Source organism: Thiothrix nivea DSM 5205, from assembly GCF_000260135.1.
In the GTDB taxonomy this organism is placed as follows: Bacteria; Pseudomonadota; Gammaproteobacteria; order Thiotrichales; family Thiotrichaceae; genus Thiothrix; species Thiothrix nivea.
On record NZ_JH651384.1, the window covers coordinates 1,189,203 to 1,209,070 of the forward strand.

Below are 19,868 nucleotides of genomic sequence, written 5' to 3' on the forward strand. Positions count from 1 at the left end.
TGTATTACAATCCATTCCCACACACTGACAACAAGAGCACGGTATGGATACAGTCTACGTGCGCGACCTGAAGATGGATGCCCGCATCGGCATCTACGAATGGGAAAAGCGCATCCGCCAAAAAATCCGCGTCGACCTGGAAATGGCCTGGGATAACCGCATCCCTGCCGCCAGCGACGACATCAAGGACACCCTCAACTACAAAACCGCCGCCAAACGGGTCATACAGCTAGTGGAAAACAGCCATTACGAGCTGGTCGAACGGCTGGCAGAAACCATTGCCACCACCCTGATGGACGACCTCGGCGTACCCTGGATCCGGGTCACGGTAGGCAAGCCCGGCGCAGTACGTGGCTCCAGCGAAGTCGGCGTGCAGATAGAACGGGGCAAGCGCGAATAATGCCGCGCGCCTACATCAGCCTCGGCAGCAATATCGACCCGGAAATGCATATTTGCGCCTGTATCCAGCGGCTACGGCAGGATTTCCCCGATCTCATCTGCTCCCTCGCCTACCAAACGCCTGCGGAAGGGTTCGCGGGTGCGCCATTCCTCAACCTGACGGCAGGTTTCACCACCGGCCAGTCGTACACAGAATTGAAACAGTATTTACGCACCCTGGAAGACGCCCAAGGACGGGTCAGGAATGGGGAAAAATTCAGTTCAAGGACGCTGGATGCAGACCTGCTGTTGTACGGCGACCTACTGTTACCGGAGCAGAACCTGCCCCACAAGGATATTCTGGGCTATGCTTTCGTGCTTTACCCACTGATGGAAATCGCCCCAGCACTGACCTACCCCGGGCGGCAGCAAACCGTATCAGAACTGGCCAGCCAGTCCGCCCTACCCCGCCATACACTAAGCCCGATTGACCTGGATTGCCTCAGGCAGTGAAGTGGGCTTGCAATTGGTGGATGAAATGATCCAGGCTGCGGTCAGGGTCGCCACTGATACGCGCCTTGATGCGCCCCCAAGGGGTACGGGTTTCCAACATTTCCGTGAACGTGACGCGCGTACCGCCCGGCACAGCGTTCAGGCGCGCCTGACGGGTACCTTTGCTGCCACGCTGGCGCATTTCCAGCAACAGCTCTTTCAGCGGCGTTTCCTTGAGTTTGCGTAGGGTAACGGCCTTGCCACCCTCTGACTGCTCGACCCAGCGCAGGCCAGCGTCGTCGTCAATCATCTGCATACTTTTCAGGTCAGAACGCCACTGCGCCTGACGCGGCAGGTCAGCCAGCGCTGCCCAGACCTCATCAGCGGAAGCCTTGATCAACTCAACCCGCGTGACCTGTTGATAGGGCGAAATCAATAACCCCAACAGCAGCGGCATTAACAAAAACAACAGGCTGACGCCCACAATAGCCCACATTAAACCATTTTCCATAGCATTTTCCACAAACGCAAAAACCCGGCAACGAGCCGGGCTTTGGAAAGAATCGCAGGAAACCAGACCAATTACTTGATCTTGGCTTCCTTAAACATGACATGTTTGCGCACAACCGGATCGTACTTGCTGAACTCCAGCTTGTCTGGCGTAGTACGCTTGTTCTTGGTTGTAGTGTAGTAAAAACCAGTTCCTGCGGAAGAAACCAGCTTGATCTTGTCGCGACCACCTTTCTTAGCCATTTGCTGTTACCTCCGTCAATTAAACTTTTTCGCCACGAGCGCGCAGGTCGGCAAGAATGGTGTCGATACCTTTCTTGTCGATGATACGCATACCTTTCGTAGAAACGCGCAGACTGACCCAACGATCCTCGCTTTCCACCCAGAAACGTTTGGAATGCAGGTTGGGCAGAAAACGGCGCTTGGTCTTGTTGTTGGCGTGCGACACGTTGTTACCTGTGATCGGACGCTTACCTGTTACCTGGCATACACGAGACATCGGGATACTCCAAATTCTGCGATTCTTGAACTCTAAAGGCGCGGAAGGATACCAGACCCCCCCCGCACAAGCAACCAGTACAAGCATTTTTTTACAACAGTACGGCCTGTTTCATCACGGCGACTGGCGCGGGCAAATCCGCCAGACCGTGAACCCGCTGCTGCAACTGCGCATGGAACATACGCGCCAGCTGCGGGGCAAGGTAGTTGTCGGGCGTATGCAGGAAAATCCGTGGGCGTTTGCCCTCTTCCAACCAACGCGCGGCCTGTGCCACCCAGCGGTCGAGCCAGGCATGGTTTTTCGCCAGCACGGGATGACCTATGTAACGCAGCACCGGCTGTTCCGCCGTCGCATCCAGCTGCACCGGCAGGCGCGGCTTTCTCGCCTGGGTTTCGCGGGTAGCAACATCCAGCGGCGGCGCGGCGTGTACCGGGCGGCTTTCAAAAATCACCCGATCCACGCCCAGGCGCTCCAGCAAAGCATTATAAGCCGCGCGTGCCTCCACCTGGGTGAAAAAAGCCGGATGCCGCACCTCCACCGCGTAACGGTAATCCGCTGGCAGACTGCGCAGAAAGCTTTCCAGCATCGGCATTTCACTGGGTGAAAAGGAAGCAGGCAGTTGCACCATCAGACCGTCCAGCCGCTGCCCCAGCGGCTCCAGACGTTGCAGGAACTCCTGCGTCTCCTTCCCCGCATGGATCAGGTGATGCTGATGGGTAATGGTGCGGGGAAATTTGAAGCTGAAACGGAAGCTTTCCGGCGTCGCATTCACCCAGCGCAACACCATCTCCACCGAAGGTACAGAATAGAAGGTGGTGTTGCCTTCCACCACGTTGAAGACCCTGGCGTATTGGGAAAGAAATTCCGCAGGCTTGGCATCCGCGCTGAACAGCGAACCCTTCCATTGCGCATTGGCCCACAAGGGTAAACCAAGGTAATAGGGCAGATTTTCCATCGCCATGATCTCAATATTTTAATATCAACAAGTTAACATAAAATATCAGTTACTTACAATAATGGCGCGACTAAACGGGCAATACTTTCCGCAAAACGTTGGCGTTTGCCCAAAAATTGGCGCTGTTGCGCCGTCACTTCGCGCACATTGGCGCAAATGGCCAGGAAATCCTGCTCCAGCCTGCCCGCGATTTCCGTGCCGTAAAAGAACACATTGCCCTCGAAATTGAGGCGGAAACTGCGCTGATCCATGTTCGCCGACCCCAAAGTGGCGAAATTGCCGTCTATCATGACCGCTTTGGCGTGCGGCATCGCCCGATCCATTTCAAACACCCGCGCCCCTGCCGCCAGCAGGTCGTCGATAAAGGAACGCCCCGCATACAACACCAACGGGTGGTCGGAACGCCCCGGCAACAGCAGGCGCACATCCACCCCGCGCAGCGCCGCCGTCTGCAAGGCCATCACAATCGGGCGGTCAGGCACGAAATACGGCGTCTCGATCCAGATACGCTGACAGGCCAGATTCATGGCAGCGAACAACAGGGTGTGGATGGCCTGCCAACGTTCATCAGCAGGTCCACTGGCAAGAAACTGCGCGCAAATGTCACCGGTTTCAGCAATGGCAGGGAAATAGGTTTCGCTGACCAAATCCTCACCAGTCGCGTGATACCAATCCTGACAGAACACTTCCTGCAAAGCGGAAGCCACCGGCCCACGAATACGTGCGTGCAAATCCTGCCATGGCTCTCCCCTGCCCGCGTACACATCCCCCACGTTCATGCCGCCAGTGAAGACCAGCTTGCCGTCAATCACCACCACCTTGCGGTGATTGCGGTTGTTCAGGTTCAGGCGACGGCTGAACAGGTTGACCTTGAGAAAGCGTTCCACTCGCCCACCCGCTGCCAGCAAGGGGGCAAAAAAGCGTTTGTTTGCCTGCCGCGAACCCACGTCATCGACCAGCAGCCGCACCTCCACACCACGCTGCGCCGCCCTGACCAGAGCATCACGCAGGCATGTCCCCGTGAAATCCGGTTCCCAGATGTAATAGACCAGATGGATGTGCAGGGTCGCGGCATCAAAAGCCTGTTCCAGCGCCGTAAACACGCTTGCCCCATCGCGCATGACCTCAACGGCATTGCCACCCAACGGGCCGACATCATCCAGTGTCCGCACCAGTTTCAGCAGGGAGGAGGAAAGGCCGTCGATTTGGCGTTCGCCATTCAGGCCAACCTGCACCCGTTGCAGCGCGGGAGCCAGTTTTTCCTCCACCTTGCGGCGTTTGCGGCGGCGCAAATGCAGCCGGGTAGTGCCAAACACCCAGAACCCCAGCAAACCGATGAATGGCAGCAACACAATCACCAGCACCCACGCCAGCGTCGCGCCGGATTCGCGGCGTTGCTGCACTACAGTGGGCAACAGGGTGGCGACGATCAGGATGTCCAGCAGTAATAGCGCCGAATTGAGGCCGCTGCTCAAATAAGTAAGCAACCTTGTTCCTTAACATTTTTCACAAGAACAAGGTTGTACAGGAATCTTCCCGCTTTTTGAAGATGGCGCTGCCAAGAGGCAATCTGACAGCAGTAACTGGCAAACTTACTCAGGGGCTTTCTCTATTTGCTGAATAAGCCCCTGAACCTCAGCTTGTTCCTCTGGACTGTCGTCCAACATCGGCAGCAGTTTTTTCCAGTGTTCCAGCGCTTTGGCCTTGTCGCCTTTTTCGGATGCGCCCAGCCCTGCCAGCCATAACGCGGTGACGTTTTCAGGCTCTTTCGCCAGTGCTTTGAGCGCCAGTTGCTCCCCTTCATCGGTCACTTTGCCGTCATTGCTCATCGCCAGCGCATCGGCCAGCAGCAGCATGACGCCCGCATCTTCCGGCTGTAACTCGTAGAGCTTGCGGTAGGCGTCGGCAGCTTCGGTGAATCGTTCCATGTTCATATAGGAACGCCCCAACATGTTCCAGCCATCCGGGTTGTTGGGGTTGGCTTCCAGCTTTTTACGCAAGCCTTCCACCATTTTGTTGATGTCAGGGGCTTGCTGCATACCACCAGTCATGGGGGGATGATCCGGGGGAAGTTCCTGTGCCTGCTGAGCGGTACTCTGCAAGGCTTCCGGCGTACCCAGCCAGCCATACAGGGCAAAGGCGGCTATCGGCACAAACAACCCTGTCACAATGGCTGTCATCTGCGGGGAAATGGTTTTGCGTGACGCGGGGGTGTTGTCCTGTTGCAGATCGATCAGCAGGGCTTTTTCCAGTTCGTCTTTGGAAGCCTGATATTCCGTAGCATCCAGTTCCCCGGCGGCGTTCATGCGCTCCAGTTCGGCCAGTTGTTCGCGGGCAATGCGGATGTTCTGTGCGTTGCGTTCCGAATCCTGTTGTGTCTTGGGTTGGCGTAACAAGGGGATCACCAGACCGGCAACCGCCAATACCACTAGCAGGAAAATGATCATCCAGAAAGTCATGGCTTGCCTCCGCCCAGCAGTTGTTCGGCACGTTGCCTGTCAGCCTCAGAGATGGGTTGACTGACCTGCCGGGATTTTTTACGCAGGAATGCGAACAGGATACCCAGCCCCAACAACATGAACAGTAACGGCCCTGTCCACAGTAACAGGGTGCTTTGCTTGACCGGTGGTTTATAGAGAACGAAATCCCCGTAACGGCTAACCATGAACTCAATGATTTCGTCGCGTGAAGAGCCAGCCATCACCAGTTCGTAAGTTTTGCCACGTAAATCGCGTGCCAGTTCGGAATTGGAATCCGCCAGATTCTGGTTCTGACAGACCAGACAGCGCAACTCGGCAATCATCTCGTTGTAGAGTGCTTCCTGTGTCGGTGTCTGGAACTGGTGAACTTCGATGCTGGCAAAAGCGGCCACGGGAGCCAGCAGCAACAGGATCAGCAACAGGCGTTTCATGGCGTGCCTCCCTTGCGCAATTCAGTCAGTAGCGGCAGGATTTTTTCTTCCACGGCTTTGCGGCTCATCGGGCCGATCTGTTTGTAACGGATAATGCCGTCACGGTCGATGATGAAGGTTTCCGGTGTACCATATACGCCCCAGTCCAGCCCCACTTTGCCTTTGGGGTCAGTCACAATGCGGGCAAACGGGTTGCCAAATTGCGCCAGCCAACGTTGTGCATCAGCAGGTGCATCCTTGTAATTCAGCCCTACTACCTTGATTTTTTGCTCCGCAACCAGATCGGTCAGCACAGGGTGTTCACGCTGGCATTCGCCGCACCAGGATGCCCACACATTCAGCAACCATACCTCACCTTTGAGTGAAGAGCTGGAAAATATATCGGCATCTGTATTCAGCTGTGCCGCATCAATTGCGGGGGCAGGTTTGCCGATAAAGGGGGAAGGCACTTCGCGCGGGTCAAGTTTCAGGCCGACTGCCAGCAACACGACCAGCAGCAGGAATGCACCCAATGGCAGGAAATATTTAAGCATTGGTTTCCCCTTATACTTTCAGGCGATAACGCCGGTCAAACGCAGCCAGTACCCCGCCGATGGACATGAAGATTGCCCCCAGCCAAATCCAGCGGATGAAAGGCTTATGGTACACCCGCAGGCTCCATGACTCGCCTTCCAGCGGTTCGCCCAGCGCCACAAACAAGTCGCGGAACAACCCGGCGTCAATTCCGGCCTCGGTCATCGGCATGGTCTGTACCCGATAAACCCGTTTCTGCGGTTCCAGATGACTAATCTGTTTGCCTTCACGGGTGATGTTCACCGCACCTTGATAGGCATCGTAATTATCCCTGGAAACCTTCTTTACGCCTTCAAACTTGAAATCGTAGCCAGCCAGTTGGTATTGCTGCCCGGCGGTGAGGCGCACGTCCTTTTCCATGCTGTATAGCGAGGTCAGACTGATACCGATGATGGTGACAGCCATGCCGACGTGGGCAAGGGCTGTACCCCACACCGAAGCGGTACGTTTCTGTCTCCATGCCCAGAATACGGTGGTGACAGTGATCCACATAGCCATGACCAGACCCACGGCTTCCATGATTTTCCAGTCGTATTGCAGCAGCAGGGAAAGCAACAGGCCAACGCCCACGGCAATAATCACCATCAAGACCAGATTGGCTCCCAATCGGTTGATAGTGTCACGTTTCCAGCGCAGCAATATGCCCAGTCCCATAACGATCACCAGCGGAATACCCAGCGGCACGATTACGCTGTTGAAATAGGGCGGCCCGACGGAAATCTTGCCGATGCCCAGCGCATCCATCAGCAGCGGATACAGCGTGCCCAACAATATGGTCGCGGCCATAACCACCAGAATCACGTTATTGAGCAGCAAGCCTGTTTCCCGCGAAAACAACTGGAAACTGACATCGGATTTGAAACGGTCGGCGCGCAGCGCATACAGCATCAGCGACAAGCCCACCACCACAGCGAGGAACAGCAGGATGAACAGCCCGCGCCCCGGATCGCTGGCAAACGCATGTACTGAAGTCAGCACCCCGGAACGCACCAGGAAGGTTCCGAGCAGACTCAGCGAGAACGCAAACACAGCCAGCAACACCGTCCACGCCTTGAAGGTGGCGCGTTTCTCGCTAACGGCCAGCGAATGGATCAGTGCCGTACCCACCAGCCATGGCATCAGCGAAGCGTTTTCCACCGGATCCCAGAACCACCAGCCACCCCAGCCAAGTTCGTAATACGCCCACCAGCTACCCAGTGCGATACCCAGGGTCAGGAATACCCAGGCGATATTTGTCCACGGGCGCACCCAGCGCGTCCACGCCGCATCCAGCTTGCCACCCAGCATCGCCGCCACGGCAAACGCAAACGCCACCGAAAACCCGACGTAACCCATGTACAGCATCGGCGGATGCACCGCCAAACCGGGGTCTTGCAGCAACGGATTCAAACTACGTCCATCCGGTGGGGCAGGAATCAGCCGCTCAAACGGGTTGGAAGTCACCAGCAAAAACAGCAGGAAACCTACCGCTACAAAGCCCATCACCCCCAGCACCCGCGCCAGCATGACCCGTGGAATGCTGCGGCTGAACACCGTCACCGCACCCATCCACAAACTCAGGATCAGCGCCCACAACAGCAAAGAGCCTTCATGCGCCCCCCACACCCCGGAAATCCGGTACAGCAACGGCAGGCTGGAATGCGACGTGGAAGCCACATACTTCACTGAAAAATCAAAAGTAATAAAGGCGTAAGTCAGGCAGCCATAGGAGAGCAGCATAAACAGTAACTGCATCCGCGCCGCCGGTTTGGCAATGCCTATCCAGCGTTCGTTGCCAAGCATTGCGCCCAGCAATGGCAACACAGTCAGCACCACCGACACCACCAGCGCCATGATCAGGGCAAAGTGACCGATTTCAGGGATCATTTTGCCTCCTGACCGGGTTTGTGGGGGAGGGAATCCGCCACTTCCGGCGGCATGTAGTTTTCATCGTGTTTGGCCAGCACTTCCTGCGCCTCGATCACGCCATCCGGCAGCAAGCGGCCACGTGCGATGATGCCTTGCCCTTCGCGGAACAGGTCGGGCAGGATACCGGTGTATTTCACCGTCACGGTTGCGGTCATGTCGGTCAGGTCGAAACGCACATCCAAGCTGTTGGGGTCACGCTTGACTGTGCCTTCCACTACCAGCCCGCCGACGCGGAAATCATGGTTGGCCGGAGCCTGCCCCGCCTTGATGTCTTTCGGTGAGTAGTAAAACATCATGTTCTGGTTAAAAGCCTGCAACACCAGCGCGGCGGCAATGCCAACCCCCAGCACCAGCGCCAGGATCAGCCACAAACGTTTCTTACGGACAGGTGTCATGGTGTATTCTCCAACTCATGAAAATCCGCCGCCTTGCGCAAAATCTCCCGGTGTTTCTGCATCGGCAACAGCACGTTCAGCAGCAACACCACGCAGGCAATGCCCAGCGCAGGCCAGACATACAGGGCATAGCCGCCCATGTGGAAAAACTCAGCCATCGTTTTCCTCCACCAGTTGTTTCACCCACTTGCGCGGCAGTTCGCGTTCCAGCAACTCATTGCGGGTACGCAGCAGCAGGCTGATCGCAAAAAATACCTTGAATGCGCCCGCCATCAGCAGTAACGGAATCAGCATGTCGATGTGGATGGAAGGCTTGTCGAACTTGGTCACGGTCGCGCCCTGATGCAGCGTGTTCCACCATTCCACCGAGTAATGGATGATCGGAATATTGACGATGCCCACCAACGCCAGAATCGCCACGGCGCGGGAAGCCATGCGCTTGTCTTCGATCGCGTTATACAGGCCGATCACGCCCAGATACAGGAACAACAGGATCAGCTCCGAAGTCAGGCGTGCATCCCACACCCACCAGGTTCCCCACATCGGCTTGCCCCACAGCGAGCCTGTCACCAGCGCGATGAAGGTGAAACTCGCCCCAATCGGCGCGCAACTGACCATCACCATTTCCGCCAGCTTCATGCGCCAGATCAGCGCAATCGCGCCGCAGACCGCCATCACCATATAGACGAACATCGACAGCCATGCTGCCGGTACATGCACGTAGATAATGCGGAAGGAATCCCCCTGCTGGTAATCCGCCGGTGCTGTTACCAGTCCGCCGTACAGCCCGGTTGCCAGCAAGACGGCAAACAACACCCATAGCCACGGCAACAATTTGCCGGAGATTTGATAGAACCAGACCGGCGAACCCATGCGGTGGAACCAGCGCATGAACAATCCGGGCTTTTTTGGAGAAACGGGGTTAATGTGTGAGGCATTACTATTCATTGTGAAACACTCATCCTCAAAGCGGCGGCAATTGCTACTGGAGCCAGCGTTACAGACAGCACCAGCATCGCTGCCAACAAGTACAGTTGCCCACTGACCGGCAATCCGGCAGCCGCAGCATCAATGGCGTTACTGCCAAAAATCAGTACCGGCACGTATAGCGGCAGCACCAGCAGAGCCAGCAACATACCGCTGCGTTTCAGGCTTACCGTTAGCGCCACGCCAATCGCGCCAACGAAACTCAGCACTGGCGTGCCCAGCAACAGGGTCAGCTCGGCAATGCCAATGGAATGTGCATCCAGCCCGAAGGACACTGCCAGTAACGGTGCCAGCAACAGCAGCGGAACTGCGCTGACCAGCCAGTGCGCCAGTACCTTGGCTGTCACCATCACCGGTAGCGGCTGTGGACTAAGCACCAGTTGTTCCAGCGTGCCGTCTTCATAATCCGTGCGGAACAGGTTGTCTGCCGCCAATAACGCCGCCAGCAATGCAGCTACCCACAAAATCCCCGGCGCAATGGTTTGCAGCAGCTTCGGGGAGGGGCCGACACCCAGCGGAAACAGCAATGTCACCAACGTAAAAAACAGCAACGGATTGAGGATTTCATTACGGTGGCGGAACGCGACCATGAAATCCTGCTTCAACAGGGCGGCGAAGGCGCTGGCTACCCGCATCAGGCCGCCAGTACCAGTCGCTGGACATGTGAACCTTGCAGCCCGACATCGTGATGGGATGTCATGATGGCGCTTCCCCCCTGTTGCAGATGTTCGCTGAGTATGGACTCAAACAGCTGGATTCCGGCTTTATCCAGTGCTGCCTGCGGTTCATCAAGAATCCACAGCTTGGCGCTGGAAAGCAGCAGGCGGGAAAGGGCAAGGCGGCGTTTCATGCCTGCCGAGAAGTGACGGGGAAAACGATTCCCGTTACCCGCCAGCCCCATCTGCTCCAGTACGTATTTCAGTGGGGAGGATGGGGAACGGGGGGGACTCAAAGCCTGCATCATCTGCAAATTTTCCAGCGCGGTGAGGTCTTCCTTGATGCCGTTGGAATGCCCCAGCCACACAAACTGCTGGCGGTATTCCGCACCCCATGCCGCAATCGGTTGCTGTTGCCACAACACCTGACCGGCATCCGCTTCCCGTAAACCGGCCAGTGTTTTCAGCAGGGTGGTTTTGCCGCTACCGTTGCGGCCTTCCACCAACAGCAACTGCCCGGCTTCCAGAGTGAAAGCCAGATCCCTGAACAGGGAACGATACCCTCGTGTGCAATGAAGACCTGCAACTTCCAGCAGCATGAAACCTCGCGTTTTACCCGAACATATCGGCGGTGATGTTTTTCAGCCAGCTATAGGCGTATTCCGCTTCCAGTTCCCGGTCGCGCTCAGATGCGCCCAGTGGTGAAATTCCCCCGGAATCAGGAACGGGGACTATTTGCCCACCTTCCAGCCTGTAGACTGCCGCCACGGAAATCCCGTGACCCGGTGCAATTACACTATAGCAAGTGTTGACGTAGGAGGGTTCGGGAACTGGCTGTCCATTGACGGATGTCACGATTGCGGCAGCGCACACCTTGCCTTGCGAATTGGCTGCATAGCCGGACTTGGGCATCTTGCCCGCCACGCTGGAATCGCCGATGACGTACACATCCTTGTGGAGGGTGGATTCAAAGGTGCGTTGGTCAACCGGACACCAGCCGCTTTCATCGGTAAGACCTGCGGCGAAGGCAATGGCTCCGGCTTTTTGCGGTGGAATGATGTTGATTACGTCACCGGTAAAGTCTTCCAGTTCGCCAGTTACGGTCATGGCATCCGGGTTGACTGCGCTGATTTTGCCGCCTTGCTCGCCGGACACCCACTCGATCATGTCACCGTAGTGCATCTGCCAGCCCTGGGTGAACAGACCCTGTTTGGAGAAACCAGCTTTGTCGTCAAGGATGATAACTTTGGACTTGGGATTGTGCTCCTTCAGGTAGCTGGCAATCTGCGCGGCGCGTTCATACGGCCCCGGCGGGCAGCGGAACGGGTCAGGTGGAGCAGTGATGATAACCGTGCCGCCATCTTTCATGCCTTCCACTTGTTTACGCAGCAGAGTGGTTTGCGCACCGGCTTTCCAGGCGTGGGTAATTTTGCTTTCGGCCAGTTCCGCGCTGTAGCCTTCGATCGCTTCCCATTTGAAATCGACGCCGGGGGAAACCACCAGCTTGTCGTAAGGGACTTCCTGACCACCCGCAGTGACGGATTTTTTCACCGGGTCGATGGCGGTGACTTCGGCGATGATGACTTTCACCCCATGCCCTTCCAGCCCCTTGTAGTTGAAGGTCAACGACTTGAGGTCGCGTTCCCCCGACAGGACTTCGTTACTGAGCGGGCAGGAAATGAATTCTGCGTTCTTTTCGATCAGGGTAACTTCAATGGATGGGTCGGCCATGCGGATGTATTTGGCGACAATCGTGCCGCCATAGCCGCCACCGACCACCACCACGCGGGCTTTGGCAGCGGCAGTGGTCTTTTCAGTATCCGCAGCGGATGCATACAGCGGGAAGCCGCAAGCCGACAGGAAAGCGATTCCGCCCGCACCCCTGATAAAATCACGGCGTGACATTTTGCTCATTTCTTCTCCTCCTGCTGGCTGGCGTAATAGTGGCTGAGGGCTTCAATTTCTTCCTGTGACAGTTTCTGCACCCGTTGGCGCATTTTCAGCGGCTGGGTGCTGGAACGCTTGATGTCGTGCAGGTCGATCAGCAGGTTGTTCAGGTAAGCACGCCATTGTCCGGCGATGCGTGGGGTTTCCTTGCTGCCGTTCACTGCGCCGCCCTGTTCGTGGCAGGATTCGCAGTTTTCCTTGTGAATTTTCTGCCCTTCCTTGGCCAGCTTGGGGTCAAACTCGGCCTTGGCGCTGACCCATTCCTGGTTAGCAAAAAAATCCGCCAGTTCTTTCACTTCCCTGTCGGAATAGCCTCGAGCCAGTCGCCCCATGATGGTGGAAGGGCGTGCGCCGGACTTGAAGTCCTGCATGGTTTTGACGAAATAGCGTTCATCCAGCCCTGCCAGTGATGGCATGGTTTCGCCAGCGCTGTGCCCATTCGTGCCGTGACAGCCTGCGCACGTGTTCGCCAGCATGGAAGGGGTGCGGATAACGTCGGGCGCTGCTGCCGGGGCAGGCACGGCGGCTGTTGGCGCAGCAGGGTCGGCAGGTGCGGCTGGCAACGGTTTTTTCACCGGGTCACAGCCACTAACCAGCGTACATTTGTATGGCGAGGATTTTTCAGCCGTATTGGCCGGAGACTTGTCGTCAGCGTAGGCTGTCTGGAACAAGGTCAGGGCAGCGAGCGCCACAATCAGTTTACTTGGGCGAGGATTCATGGCTTGACCTCCTTCTGCGGCTCAGGCTTGGGCAGACTGTGCGGTAATGCTTCCGCTTTTTCTTCTGCCGTCAGCCTGTTGTCAATCCAAGTCATGACCTCATCCAGTTCTTTTTTGTCCGGTTGCAGTTTTTTGGCTTCCTCGAAAGCAGCCCTAGCGGTGGTGTAGCGCCCGGTATGCAGGTAGGAAATCCCCATGCCGATGAATGCGCCTGCATTTTTGGGATCTTTGCCGATGGCCTGCTGGAAAATCGGGATGCTTTCGCTGTATTTCTGGGATGCCATCAAGGAGCCGGCCAGCCGCGAAAGCGCCAGCGAGGAGGCAGGTTCTTTTTCCACGGCTTGCCGGTAAAGGGTGGTGGCTTTTTCCCAGTCGCCACTGGTGGAGGCTTTTTCCGCCTCGGCCATCAGATCCTGGTTGTCGGCGGCGAACGCCCCGGCTGGGGAGCCGCATAACAGCAGGATGGCTAAAAGCGTGCTGTATCTGTTCATGTATAAACTCCTGAAACGGGTTAATGACACGCGATAAAAACCGCGTACCCCGTCGGGGCAGGATACGCAGTTACAGGAGGTTTATTTGAGCGCGCCTTTGCCGTAGCGCTCTTCGTAGCCTTTGCGAACCTTGTCGATCTGTTCCTTGCTCAGGCCGTTGAAGTACCAGTCGTGGCCTTCGATGTCGCCGAAGTGCTTTTTCAGCATTTCGTCCGCTTTGGCGGTGTTGCCATCCTTGTGCATGACCACTTCTTTCAGCTCAGGAATCCACTCGAAGTAGGTGTTCTTGGCTACATCGTAGATACCGTGCCACCAGGCGTAGTCCGGGCCACTCATGGATGCACCGTGACGGGCGCGGCGGCCTTCATGGTGCCAGATTTCCCACCAGACCCATTCGATCTTTTCGTCAAATGGTGCAGGGGTGATGTAGCCTTCTTTCTTCAGGTCTTCCATCATGGCGGCGATGGGTTTGGCGAACTTGTCGTTGTACAGGTCAACCAGATCATCGAACTGCTTGTAGTGGCCAGTCACCATGCCTTCGCTGTGGCAGGCCAGACACACGCTCTTCATCTTGTTGCGGCGGTCTTCCCAGGTCAGCACTTCAACGACCTTGGATTCCTTGGCGACATCGCCCACTTTGGGCAGCGGATCAGGGCCGCCTTCCGGTACATCGAATTCCTGACCGTTTTCCAGTTTGACCAGATTGAGCTTTTTGGAAATCGGTGGGCGCAACGTCCAGGAAATGCGTTCGCCGACGTTGTGGGTCTTGCCTTCCTTGCCGCCAGCACTCATGTGGCAGGTGGCGCAGGTGGGGGCGGCGGAATAGTCGATACCGGCAACCCATTTGTCAGAGTCGAGGTTCATTTTGTCTACGCTGGCACGGTAAACGATGCCATGCTTGGATTCGTTGTAAATTTCGATTTGCGGATGGTCAGGGCCGACGTGGCACTTGCCGCAGGTGTCAGGAGTACGGGCTTGTGCCTTGGAGAAGCCGTGACGGGCGTGGCAGGCGCTGCATGAGCCTTTGCTGCCATCCGGGTTGATACGACCGATACCGGTGTTTGGCCAGCTGCCGGGGGTCGGCTTGCCGTCTGCCCCGATTTCGATGGTGCCACCGTGGCATTGCTTACAGCCAACAGTTACCGCCGCAGGGCCGCCGATAACTTCACCCATCAGGTTATCCAGCGAATTGAGGATGTCACCAGCCTTGGCGTGGTGGGAGCCGTCCATTTCCTCGAATTCGGTCTTGTGGCAGGTGGAACAGTCTTTGGGGGTGACGATAACGGATATGCGCTCACCTTCGTGTTCAAAACCGTCCTTGTCTTCCGGCTTGGCTTGGTGGCAGTCAAGGCAGTTGACGCCGGACTGGCCGTGCTGGCTATGATTCCATTCCTGGGTCAGGCCGGGGGATTCGGCCAGATGGCATTCAACGCACTCCTTGCCCTTTGGGTTGCCCCAGTCTTTGCCGATTTCGCCAGTGGGGCGGGCGGCCTGAAGTGGATTGCTGAATAATAACAGGGCAAATAATAAACCCAGCCATAGCTTAATAGACGGATGGAATAACCCACCCACACGATACCGTTCCATTATGTGGCTCCTCTCTAGCGTGACAAAACACTTGTATCTAAAAACTTTTTTGTTTTTTTACCACAGTGTTTGAATGGAAATCCTTGATGGTGCTCAAGAACAAAAATATAAGTAAACGCTTATGTTTTAGAAAAATTGATTAATATCACAATGGTGGTGAGGCGCCATTTTCACCACCACTTGATTAAAGGTTCGTCTTATGAAAATCAGGTAACGTCTACTTCGGCAGAATCCGTTGCTCCCTTATTATCCTTCCAGGTGAGTTTTAATTTATCACCAACTGCACCTTTATATTGGAAAGACATAAAGGGATTCTTGGAAACAGACGCACCCCAATAAACATTTACCAATGGCGCATCTGCTTTGGTGACAGTAATTTCCTGGATGAAATGAGCCGGGACAATTTCGCCGGTCGCTTTGTCCTTGCGCAGGCCGGTTTCCATTGGGTGGGTGATCAGCGCCTTGACTTCGACGGTTTCGCCTTCCGCCTTGGCTTTCAGTTTGATGCTTGACATTACAGTGTTCCTCCCCGAATCAGGCGCAGCCGCCGACGGTTACCTTGACTTCTTTTTTGGCCGAATAAACCTTGTCGCCGGACTTGACCAGCACCACAACATTGGAGGTTTTGCCAAACTTGAGCACCACAGCCGCTACCGGGTCTACACCTTGAGTGAGTACGAAGGTTGAGGCTAGCGGCATCGGATTGGTTTCCACCAGGAAGCTGATTTCGGACACATCCGGCAGAGTGGTGGATGCCTTGACCCGAACGGTAGCGCCATTGGCGGCAACATCCGGGGCGTCAATGCTGATGTCGGCGGATTCTTCGGGAGTTGCGCCCATGGCTTTCAGGGCCTCATCCAGGGATTTGGATTCAAATGCGGTAGCGCGGGTTTCATCAGCCAGCAACAGGCGTGGAGCCAGCAAACCGGCATTGGCAGCGAGGCCGATTGTACCGGCTGCCAGCGTACCGCGCAGGAATGTTCTGCGGTTCATCTCAATGTTCCTCTCTAGCGTTTAATTAATATACTGCTTGCGCAGTTGTTCAAGGTCGTATACGTGTATGGATGTGCGCTCCACCCGGATCAGCCCCTTGTCCGACAGGACATGCAGCTCACGGGAAAAGGTTTCCGCCGACAGATTCAGGCTGGATGCGACCACCGCCTTGCTGACCGGCAATGAAACCACGCCTTGTGTCCGGTTTCTGCCAACCGGCTGGGCATTTTGCAGCAGGAAGTCGTTGACCCGCTGGTGGGCATTGCGCAGGCAGCAGACATACATGCCTGCCAGCAACTGGTTGATGCGCGCACATGCCAGTTCCAAAAAGATACTGCCCATTTCCGGCCATTGCTGGATTCCATCCAGGATGGCATTTCGGTCGATGCATAATAAGTCGGACTGGGTAATGGCCTGCGCGTAAACAGGCGCTTCATGGGGTTTGAAAATGCCTGCCTCGCCAAATGTTTCACCGGGCAAAACCACGTCAATGGTGCGTTCGTTACCGCTGGCGGCGATAATGCCCAGCCTGATTCGCCCTGCTTTTAAACAAAATATGCCAGGACATTGATTGCCGTTTTCAAACAGGCGTTCCTGCCGGGAAACTGCCAGTCGACGGGAATGGTCCAGTAAATATTCCTTTTGTGGGCGCGGCAATTTTTTAAAACACTTGAAGGCTGATAATCCGTCATCTCCCAAAAGGTTTCCCTCCTGCAATATAGGGTGAAAGGTTTTACACCCCTAAAGCCTGTATTTATTTATAGTGGGTTTTTCTTAATCGAGGTTGTATTCCTTCTTCTGTTCGTCACTCAAAGGGGAAACATCCGGCAATTCATGGGCAATACCTTTATGGCAGTCGATACAGGTTTTACCTTCCTCAAAGGCTGCCGGATGTTGGGCAGAGCCGCGCGGCCCCTGCATGGTGTAATCCATGTAGTCGTAGTTGTGGCAATTGCGGCATTCACGCGAGTCATTGGCTTTCATCCGTTCCCACTCGTGGGTGGCCAGTTCCAGCCGCTTGGCATCAAATTTTTCCGGGGTGTCGATTGTACCCAGCGCCTTGTGGTACAGCTCGTTGCTGGCCTTGATCTTGCGGATGATCTTGTGTGTCCAGTCCTTGGGCACATGGCAGTCCGGGCAGCTTGCCCGCACCCCGGTACGGTTGGCGTAGTGGATGGTGTTGCGGTATTCCTGATACACGTTGTCCTTCATTTCGTGACAGGAAATACAGAATGACTCGGTATTGGTCAGCTCCAGCACGGTGTTGAAACCGCCCCAGAAAATAATCCCGGCCACAACACCGATCAGCATGACGGTAATGACCGACCACTTGTTCAGGAAGCGTGACAAACCTTTCAACATGATGGAACCTCCATTTATTTCAGGGTGTTATTTGTTCAGTTCATCAACAGGTTTGAACTCGTTTTCAATCAGTGGCGCCGCATCAACCTGGGGTACATGGCACTGGGTGCAGAAGTAACGGCGGGCAGCCAGGGTGGAATGATCCTTGCCATCACGATCCTTGAAATGGGTCTGGCTGATCTTGGTAGCTCCTGACTCCTTGTACTTGTCCCAGCTATGGCAGGACATGCACTTGTTGTTGTTGACGGTGATGCGGTACTCGTCGACCTTGTGCGGAATCAGTGGTGGCTGCTGAAAGTAGTTGCGGTCGAGAGCCGCACCATCCAGACGGTGTTTGATTTCCGGGGCAGCGCTGTCAGCGTCAGGGGCAGCGCCGCCAATTTCACCGATCTGGCCAGTGAATTCGGCTACGTCAGTGGGAGCTGCGCTGGCGCTGGTATCCCCTCCGGTACTGGCGGTAGTGGTTTCCGCTGGTTTGGCTTCTTCGGCAGGCGCAGTAGCGGTATCTGCCGGTTTGGCTTCCTCTGCCGGAGCGGCTGCGCTATCCGCAGGTTTGGCCGCGTCTTCGGCATACAGATTAGCCGCCATCCCGCCCAATGCCAGGCTGAGAACAATGTTCAGGATAAATGTTTTTTTCATGACACGACCTCTTTCACTTCTTTGGCAAGTACGTTGTGAGTGGTGTTGTGCACACGCACGTCAAACCGGAAAACATCCTTGGCGCACACATCAATGCAGCGCCCACAATTGGTGCAATGGCCGGAGGTAATCACCGGGCCAAAGCCTTTGGCCTCCCCCTTGAGCGGCAGCTTGATCACCTGCGGCTCGGGGCAAACCTTGAAACAATCCATGCAGTCATCACACTGCGCCCGTTGGAAGGCGCTGACGCGCAGCACGCTGGCCTGACCCAACAGGCCGTAAAACGCGCCCACCGGACACAGGCTGCCACACCAGGCATGACGGCTGACCAGCAAATCCAGCAGGAAAATGGCGATGATCACACCCCAGCCCAGCCCCATGCCGAACACCAGCCCACGGAACACCATCGACACCGGGTTGACCAGTTCCCAGGCAAGCGTGCCGGTGATCAGCGCCAGCAGCAGGGTAAAACCCAGAATCCAGTAACGGGTGTCGCGGCTGATGTGAGCACCCCCCTTGATAGCCAATTTGTCGCGCAACCAGGCAGCGGCATCCGTCACCATGTTGATGGGGCAAACCCAACTGCAATACACCCTGCCACCGACCAGCAGGTAAAACGCCAGCACGATGGCCGCGCCGATAAAGCCGGTCGTGACCGGCCACAATCCGGCCAGCAGCGACTGCAACAGCACGTAAGGGTCGGTCAGTGGCAACACATCCAGCGTCAGGCTGGAAGCCAGATTGCCTTTCACCAGCCACACTTCGGTCTGCTTGGCGATCCACGGGCTGAGCATGAACAACGCCAGAATGCCGATCTGGCTGATGCGCCGCAGGATCAGATACTTGTGCGCACCGACCCAGCCTTTCAGCCTGACAGCCTCCGCCCCCACGATTTTCTCTTTTAGCCCCTCTCCCCTTAGAGGGTCGCCGCCATGGCGGCTGGGTGCGGGGTTGGGGTGAGGGGTTCTTCCGCCAGCCATCAGGGCGCTCCTTTGCGATTAAGCGTTTCCAGCGGATTGTCCGGGAATGGCGAATCGCTTCCGGCAGGTGGCGTGCTGCCTTGTGGCAAGCCTTCCTGCGGCTGCGGGTCAATCACCAGACCTTTACCTTCGTAGTCGTAACGCATCCCTTCCGGCAGGTTGAACTTGTGTTCGGTATCCGGCGCAACCAATGCTTCCCCGCCGTGTTTGGCTTTCTCTTTCCAGCCGAAACGGTAGTGGCCGGAACCACCGGATTTCGCCAGATGGGTCGGGATCACCTTGATGGCAGCCTCGCCGTCGACAATGCAGGCTTCCTCGCATTTGCCGCAGCCGGTGCAATCGCTGGAATGCACCACCGGAATGAAGAAAGCGTGCCTGCCGGTGCGGGCGTTATGCTGTTTTTCCAGCGTGATCGCCTTGCCGCGTACCGGGCAGACGTTGTAACAGACTTCGCAACGCAAACCCTGGAAGGCGATGCAACCTTCCTGATCGACAACCACGGCCAGCCCCATACGCGACTGGTTGATGTCGGTCAGATCATGATTCAGCGCCCCGGTCGGGCAGGCTTTTACGCAGGGGATGTCCTCGCACATTTCGCAGGGAATCTCCCGCGCGGTGAAATAGGGCGTACCCAATGCCACCGTTTCGCCCACTTTCGCCAGCTTCAGCGTGTCGTAGGGGCAATCCCGCACACACAAGCCGCAGCGCACGCACGCTCCCAGAAAATCCTCCTCCGCCAACGCACCGGGTGGGCGCAGGGCAGGTGCGGGCAGGGCGCGTGACTGGCGGCTGTACAGCCCCAGCACCAACGCACCCAGCCCGACCGCACTGGCTGTCTTCAGTGTGGAGAGAAGAAACTGGCGGCGGGTAGCTTCCATCGTTATGC

Annotated in this window: 27 protein-coding genes; 2 read left to right on the plus strand and 25 right to left on the minus strand. The window is 56.4% G+C overall.

What is annotated here, in order from left to right; genetic code table 11:
- The first annotated feature begins 43 nt into the window (after positions 1-43).
- A complete protein-coding gene (gene folB, locus THINI_RS06145) occupies positions 44-400 on the plus strand; it encodes a dihydroneopterin aldolase (protein ID WP_002707787.1) in 357 nt (118 codons plus the stop codon).
- Positions 400-891, plus strand: coding sequence for a 2-amino-4-hydroxy-6-hydroxymethyldihydropteridine diphosphokinase (gene folK, locus THINI_RS06150; protein WP_002707788.1), 492 nt, complete (start codon positions 400-402; stop codon positions 889-891). The genes folB and folK overlap by 1 nt, the downstream gene beginning before the upstream one ends.
- On the opposite strand, the gene THINI_RS06155 is transcribed toward folK, so the two are convergent.
- From THINI_RS06155 to napG, 25 genes are all read right to left on the minus strand, one after another.
- Positions 881-1,381: an SRPBCC family protein gene (locus THINI_RS06155; protein ID WP_040839158.1), complete on the minus strand. Its 501-nt coding sequence runs from the start codon at positions 1,379-1,381 to the stop codon at positions 881-883. The two genes, folK and THINI_RS06155, sit on opposite strands and share 11 nt — an antisense overlap.
- Before the next feature lie 71 nt (positions 1,382-1,452).
- Positions 1,453-1,623 (minus strand): 50S ribosomal protein L33, encoded by a 171-nt coding sequence (gene rpmG / locus THINI_RS06160; RefSeq protein ID WP_002707790.1) that lies wholly within the window; start codon positions 1,621-1,623, stop codon positions 1,453-1,455.
- 19 nt (positions 1,624-1,642) lie between these two features.
- Entirely contained in the window at positions 1,643-1,879 is a 237-nt protein-coding gene (gene rpmB, locus THINI_RS06165; RefSeq protein WP_002707791.1) for a 50S ribosomal protein L28, read from the minus strand.
- 91 nt (positions 1,880-1,970) lie between these two features.
- Complete coding sequence (locus THINI_RS06170) at positions 1,971-2,840, minus strand: DUF72 domain-containing protein (protein WP_245536579.1); 870 nt, start codon at positions 2,838-2,840, stop codon at positions 1,971-1,973.
- 47 nt (positions 2,841-2,887) lie between these two features.
- Positions 2,888-4,321, minus strand: a complete 1,434-nt coding sequence (gene cls / locus THINI_RS06175) for a cardiolipin synthase (protein WP_002707793.1) — start codon at positions 4,319-4,321, stop codon at positions 2,888-2,890.
- Positions 4,322-4,426: 105 nt separating this feature from the next.
- Positions 4,427-5,293: a c-type cytochrome biogenesis protein CcmI gene (gene ccmI / locus THINI_RS06180; RefSeq protein ID WP_002707794.1), complete on the minus strand. Its 867-nt coding sequence runs from the start codon at positions 5,291-5,293 to the stop codon at positions 4,427-4,429.
- Positions 5,290-5,745: a cytochrome c-type biogenesis protein gene (locus tag THINI_RS06185; protein WP_002707795.1), complete on the minus strand. Its 456-nt coding sequence runs from the start codon at positions 5,743-5,745 to the stop codon at positions 5,290-5,292. Before THINI_RS06185 ends, ccmI begins: the two co-directional genes overlap by 4 nt.
- Positions 5,742-6,278: a DsbE family thiol:disulfide interchange protein gene (locus THINI_RS06190; RefSeq protein ID WP_002707796.1), complete on the minus strand. Its 537-nt coding sequence runs from the start codon at positions 6,276-6,278 to the stop codon at positions 5,742-5,744. The genes THINI_RS06185 and THINI_RS06190 overlap by 4 nt, the downstream gene beginning before the upstream one ends.
- A gap of 10 nt (positions 6,279-6,288) precedes the next feature.
- Positions 6,289-8,184, minus strand: coding sequence for a heme lyase CcmF/NrfE family subunit (locus tag THINI_RS06195; protein WP_002707797.1), 1,896 nt, complete (start codon positions 8,182-8,184; stop codon positions 6,289-6,291).
- Complete coding sequence (gene ccmE / locus THINI_RS06200) at positions 8,181-8,621, minus strand: cytochrome c maturation protein CcmE (protein WP_002707798.1); 441 nt, start codon at positions 8,619-8,621, stop codon at positions 8,181-8,183. Before ccmE ends, THINI_RS06195 begins: the two co-directional genes overlap by 4 nt.
- A complete protein-coding gene (gene ccmD, locus THINI_RS06205; RefSeq protein WP_002707799.1) occupies positions 8,618-8,779 on the minus strand; it encodes a heme exporter protein CcmD in 162 nt (53 codons plus the stop codon). Before ccmD ends, ccmE begins: the two co-directional genes overlap by 4 nt.
- Complete coding sequence (locus THINI_RS06210) at positions 8,772-9,512, minus strand: heme ABC transporter permease (protein ID WP_002707800.1); 741 nt, start codon at positions 9,510-9,512, stop codon at positions 8,772-8,774. Before THINI_RS06210 ends, ccmD begins: the two co-directional genes overlap by 8 nt.
- 53 nt (positions 9,513-9,565) lie before the next feature.
- A complete protein-coding gene (ccmB, locus tag THINI_RS06215; protein WP_002707801.1) occupies positions 9,566-10,243 on the minus strand; it encodes a heme exporter protein CcmB in 678 nt (225 codons plus the stop codon).
- A complete protein-coding gene (gene ccmA / locus THINI_RS06220; RefSeq protein WP_002707802.1) occupies positions 10,243-10,863 on the minus strand; it encodes a cytochrome c biogenesis heme-transporting ATPase CcmA in 621 nt (206 codons plus the stop codon). Before ccmA ends, ccmB begins: the two co-directional genes overlap by 1 nt.
- Positions 10,864-10,876: 13 nt before the next feature.
- The gene (locus THINI_RS06225) at positions 10,877-12,178 is read right to left on the minus strand and encodes an NAD(P)/FAD-dependent oxidoreductase (RefSeq protein ID WP_002707803.1); all 1,302 of its coding nucleotides are present in this window, start codon (positions 12,176-12,178) and stop codon (positions 10,877-10,879) included.
- Complete coding sequence (locus THINI_RS06230) at positions 12,175-12,930, minus strand: c-type cytochrome (protein ID WP_002707804.1); 756 nt, start codon at positions 12,928-12,930, stop codon at positions 12,175-12,177. Before THINI_RS06230 ends, THINI_RS06225 begins: the two co-directional genes overlap by 4 nt.
- Positions 12,927-13,421 carry a tetratricopeptide repeat protein gene (locus tag THINI_RS06235; RefSeq protein ID WP_002707805.1) on the minus strand — a complete coding sequence of 165 codons (495 nt, stop codon included), beginning with the start codon at positions 13,419-13,421 and terminating at the stop codon, positions 12,927-12,929. The genes THINI_RS06230 and THINI_RS06235 overlap by 4 nt, the downstream gene beginning before the upstream one ends.
- An 81-nt stretch (positions 13,422-13,502) precedes the next feature.
- Positions 13,503-15,008: a multiheme c-type cytochrome gene (locus tag THINI_RS06240; protein WP_002707806.1), complete on the minus strand. Its 1,506-nt coding sequence runs from the start codon at positions 15,006-15,008 to the stop codon at positions 13,503-13,505.
- A 206-nt stretch (positions 15,009-15,214) separates the two neighbouring features.
- Entirely contained in the window at positions 15,215-15,523 is a 309-nt protein-coding gene (soxZ, locus tag THINI_RS06245; RefSeq protein ID WP_002707807.1) for a thiosulfate oxidation carrier complex protein SoxZ, read from the minus strand.
- A gap of 19 nt (positions 15,524-15,542) precedes the next feature.
- Positions 15,543-16,001 carry a thiosulfate oxidation carrier protein SoxY gene (soxY, locus tag THINI_RS06250; protein WP_002707808.1) on the minus strand — a complete coding sequence of 153 codons (459 nt, stop codon included), beginning with the start codon at positions 15,999-16,001 and terminating at the stop codon, positions 15,543-15,545.
- A 21-nt stretch (positions 16,002-16,022) separates the two neighbouring features.
- Entirely contained in the window at positions 16,023-16,658 is a 636-nt protein-coding gene (locus THINI_RS06255) for a Crp/Fnr family transcriptional regulator (protein WP_154724366.1), read from the minus strand.
- A gap of 117 nt (positions 16,659-16,775) precedes the next feature.
- Positions 16,776-17,363, minus strand: coding sequence for a NapC/NirT family cytochrome c (locus tag THINI_RS06260; protein WP_002707810.1), 588 nt, complete (start codon positions 17,361-17,363; stop codon positions 16,776-16,778).
- 27 nt (positions 17,364-17,390) lie between these two features.
- Positions 17,391-18,002, minus strand: coding sequence for a nitrate reductase cytochrome c-type subunit (locus tag THINI_RS25945; protein ID WP_002707811.1), 612 nt, complete (start codon positions 18,000-18,002; stop codon positions 17,391-17,393).
- Complete coding sequence (gene napH / locus THINI_RS06270) at positions 17,999-18,982, minus strand: quinol dehydrogenase ferredoxin subunit NapH (RefSeq protein WP_002707812.1); 984 nt, start codon at positions 18,980-18,982, stop codon at positions 17,999-18,001. The genes THINI_RS25945 and napH overlap by 4 nt, the downstream gene beginning before the upstream one ends.
- Positions 18,982-19,860: a ferredoxin-type protein NapG gene (napG, locus tag THINI_RS06275; protein WP_002707813.1), complete on the minus strand. Its 879-nt coding sequence runs from the start codon at positions 19,858-19,860 to the stop codon at positions 18,982-18,984. Before napG ends, napH begins: the two co-directional genes overlap by 1 nt.
- Between the last annotated feature and the right edge of the window lie 8 nt (positions 19,861-19,868).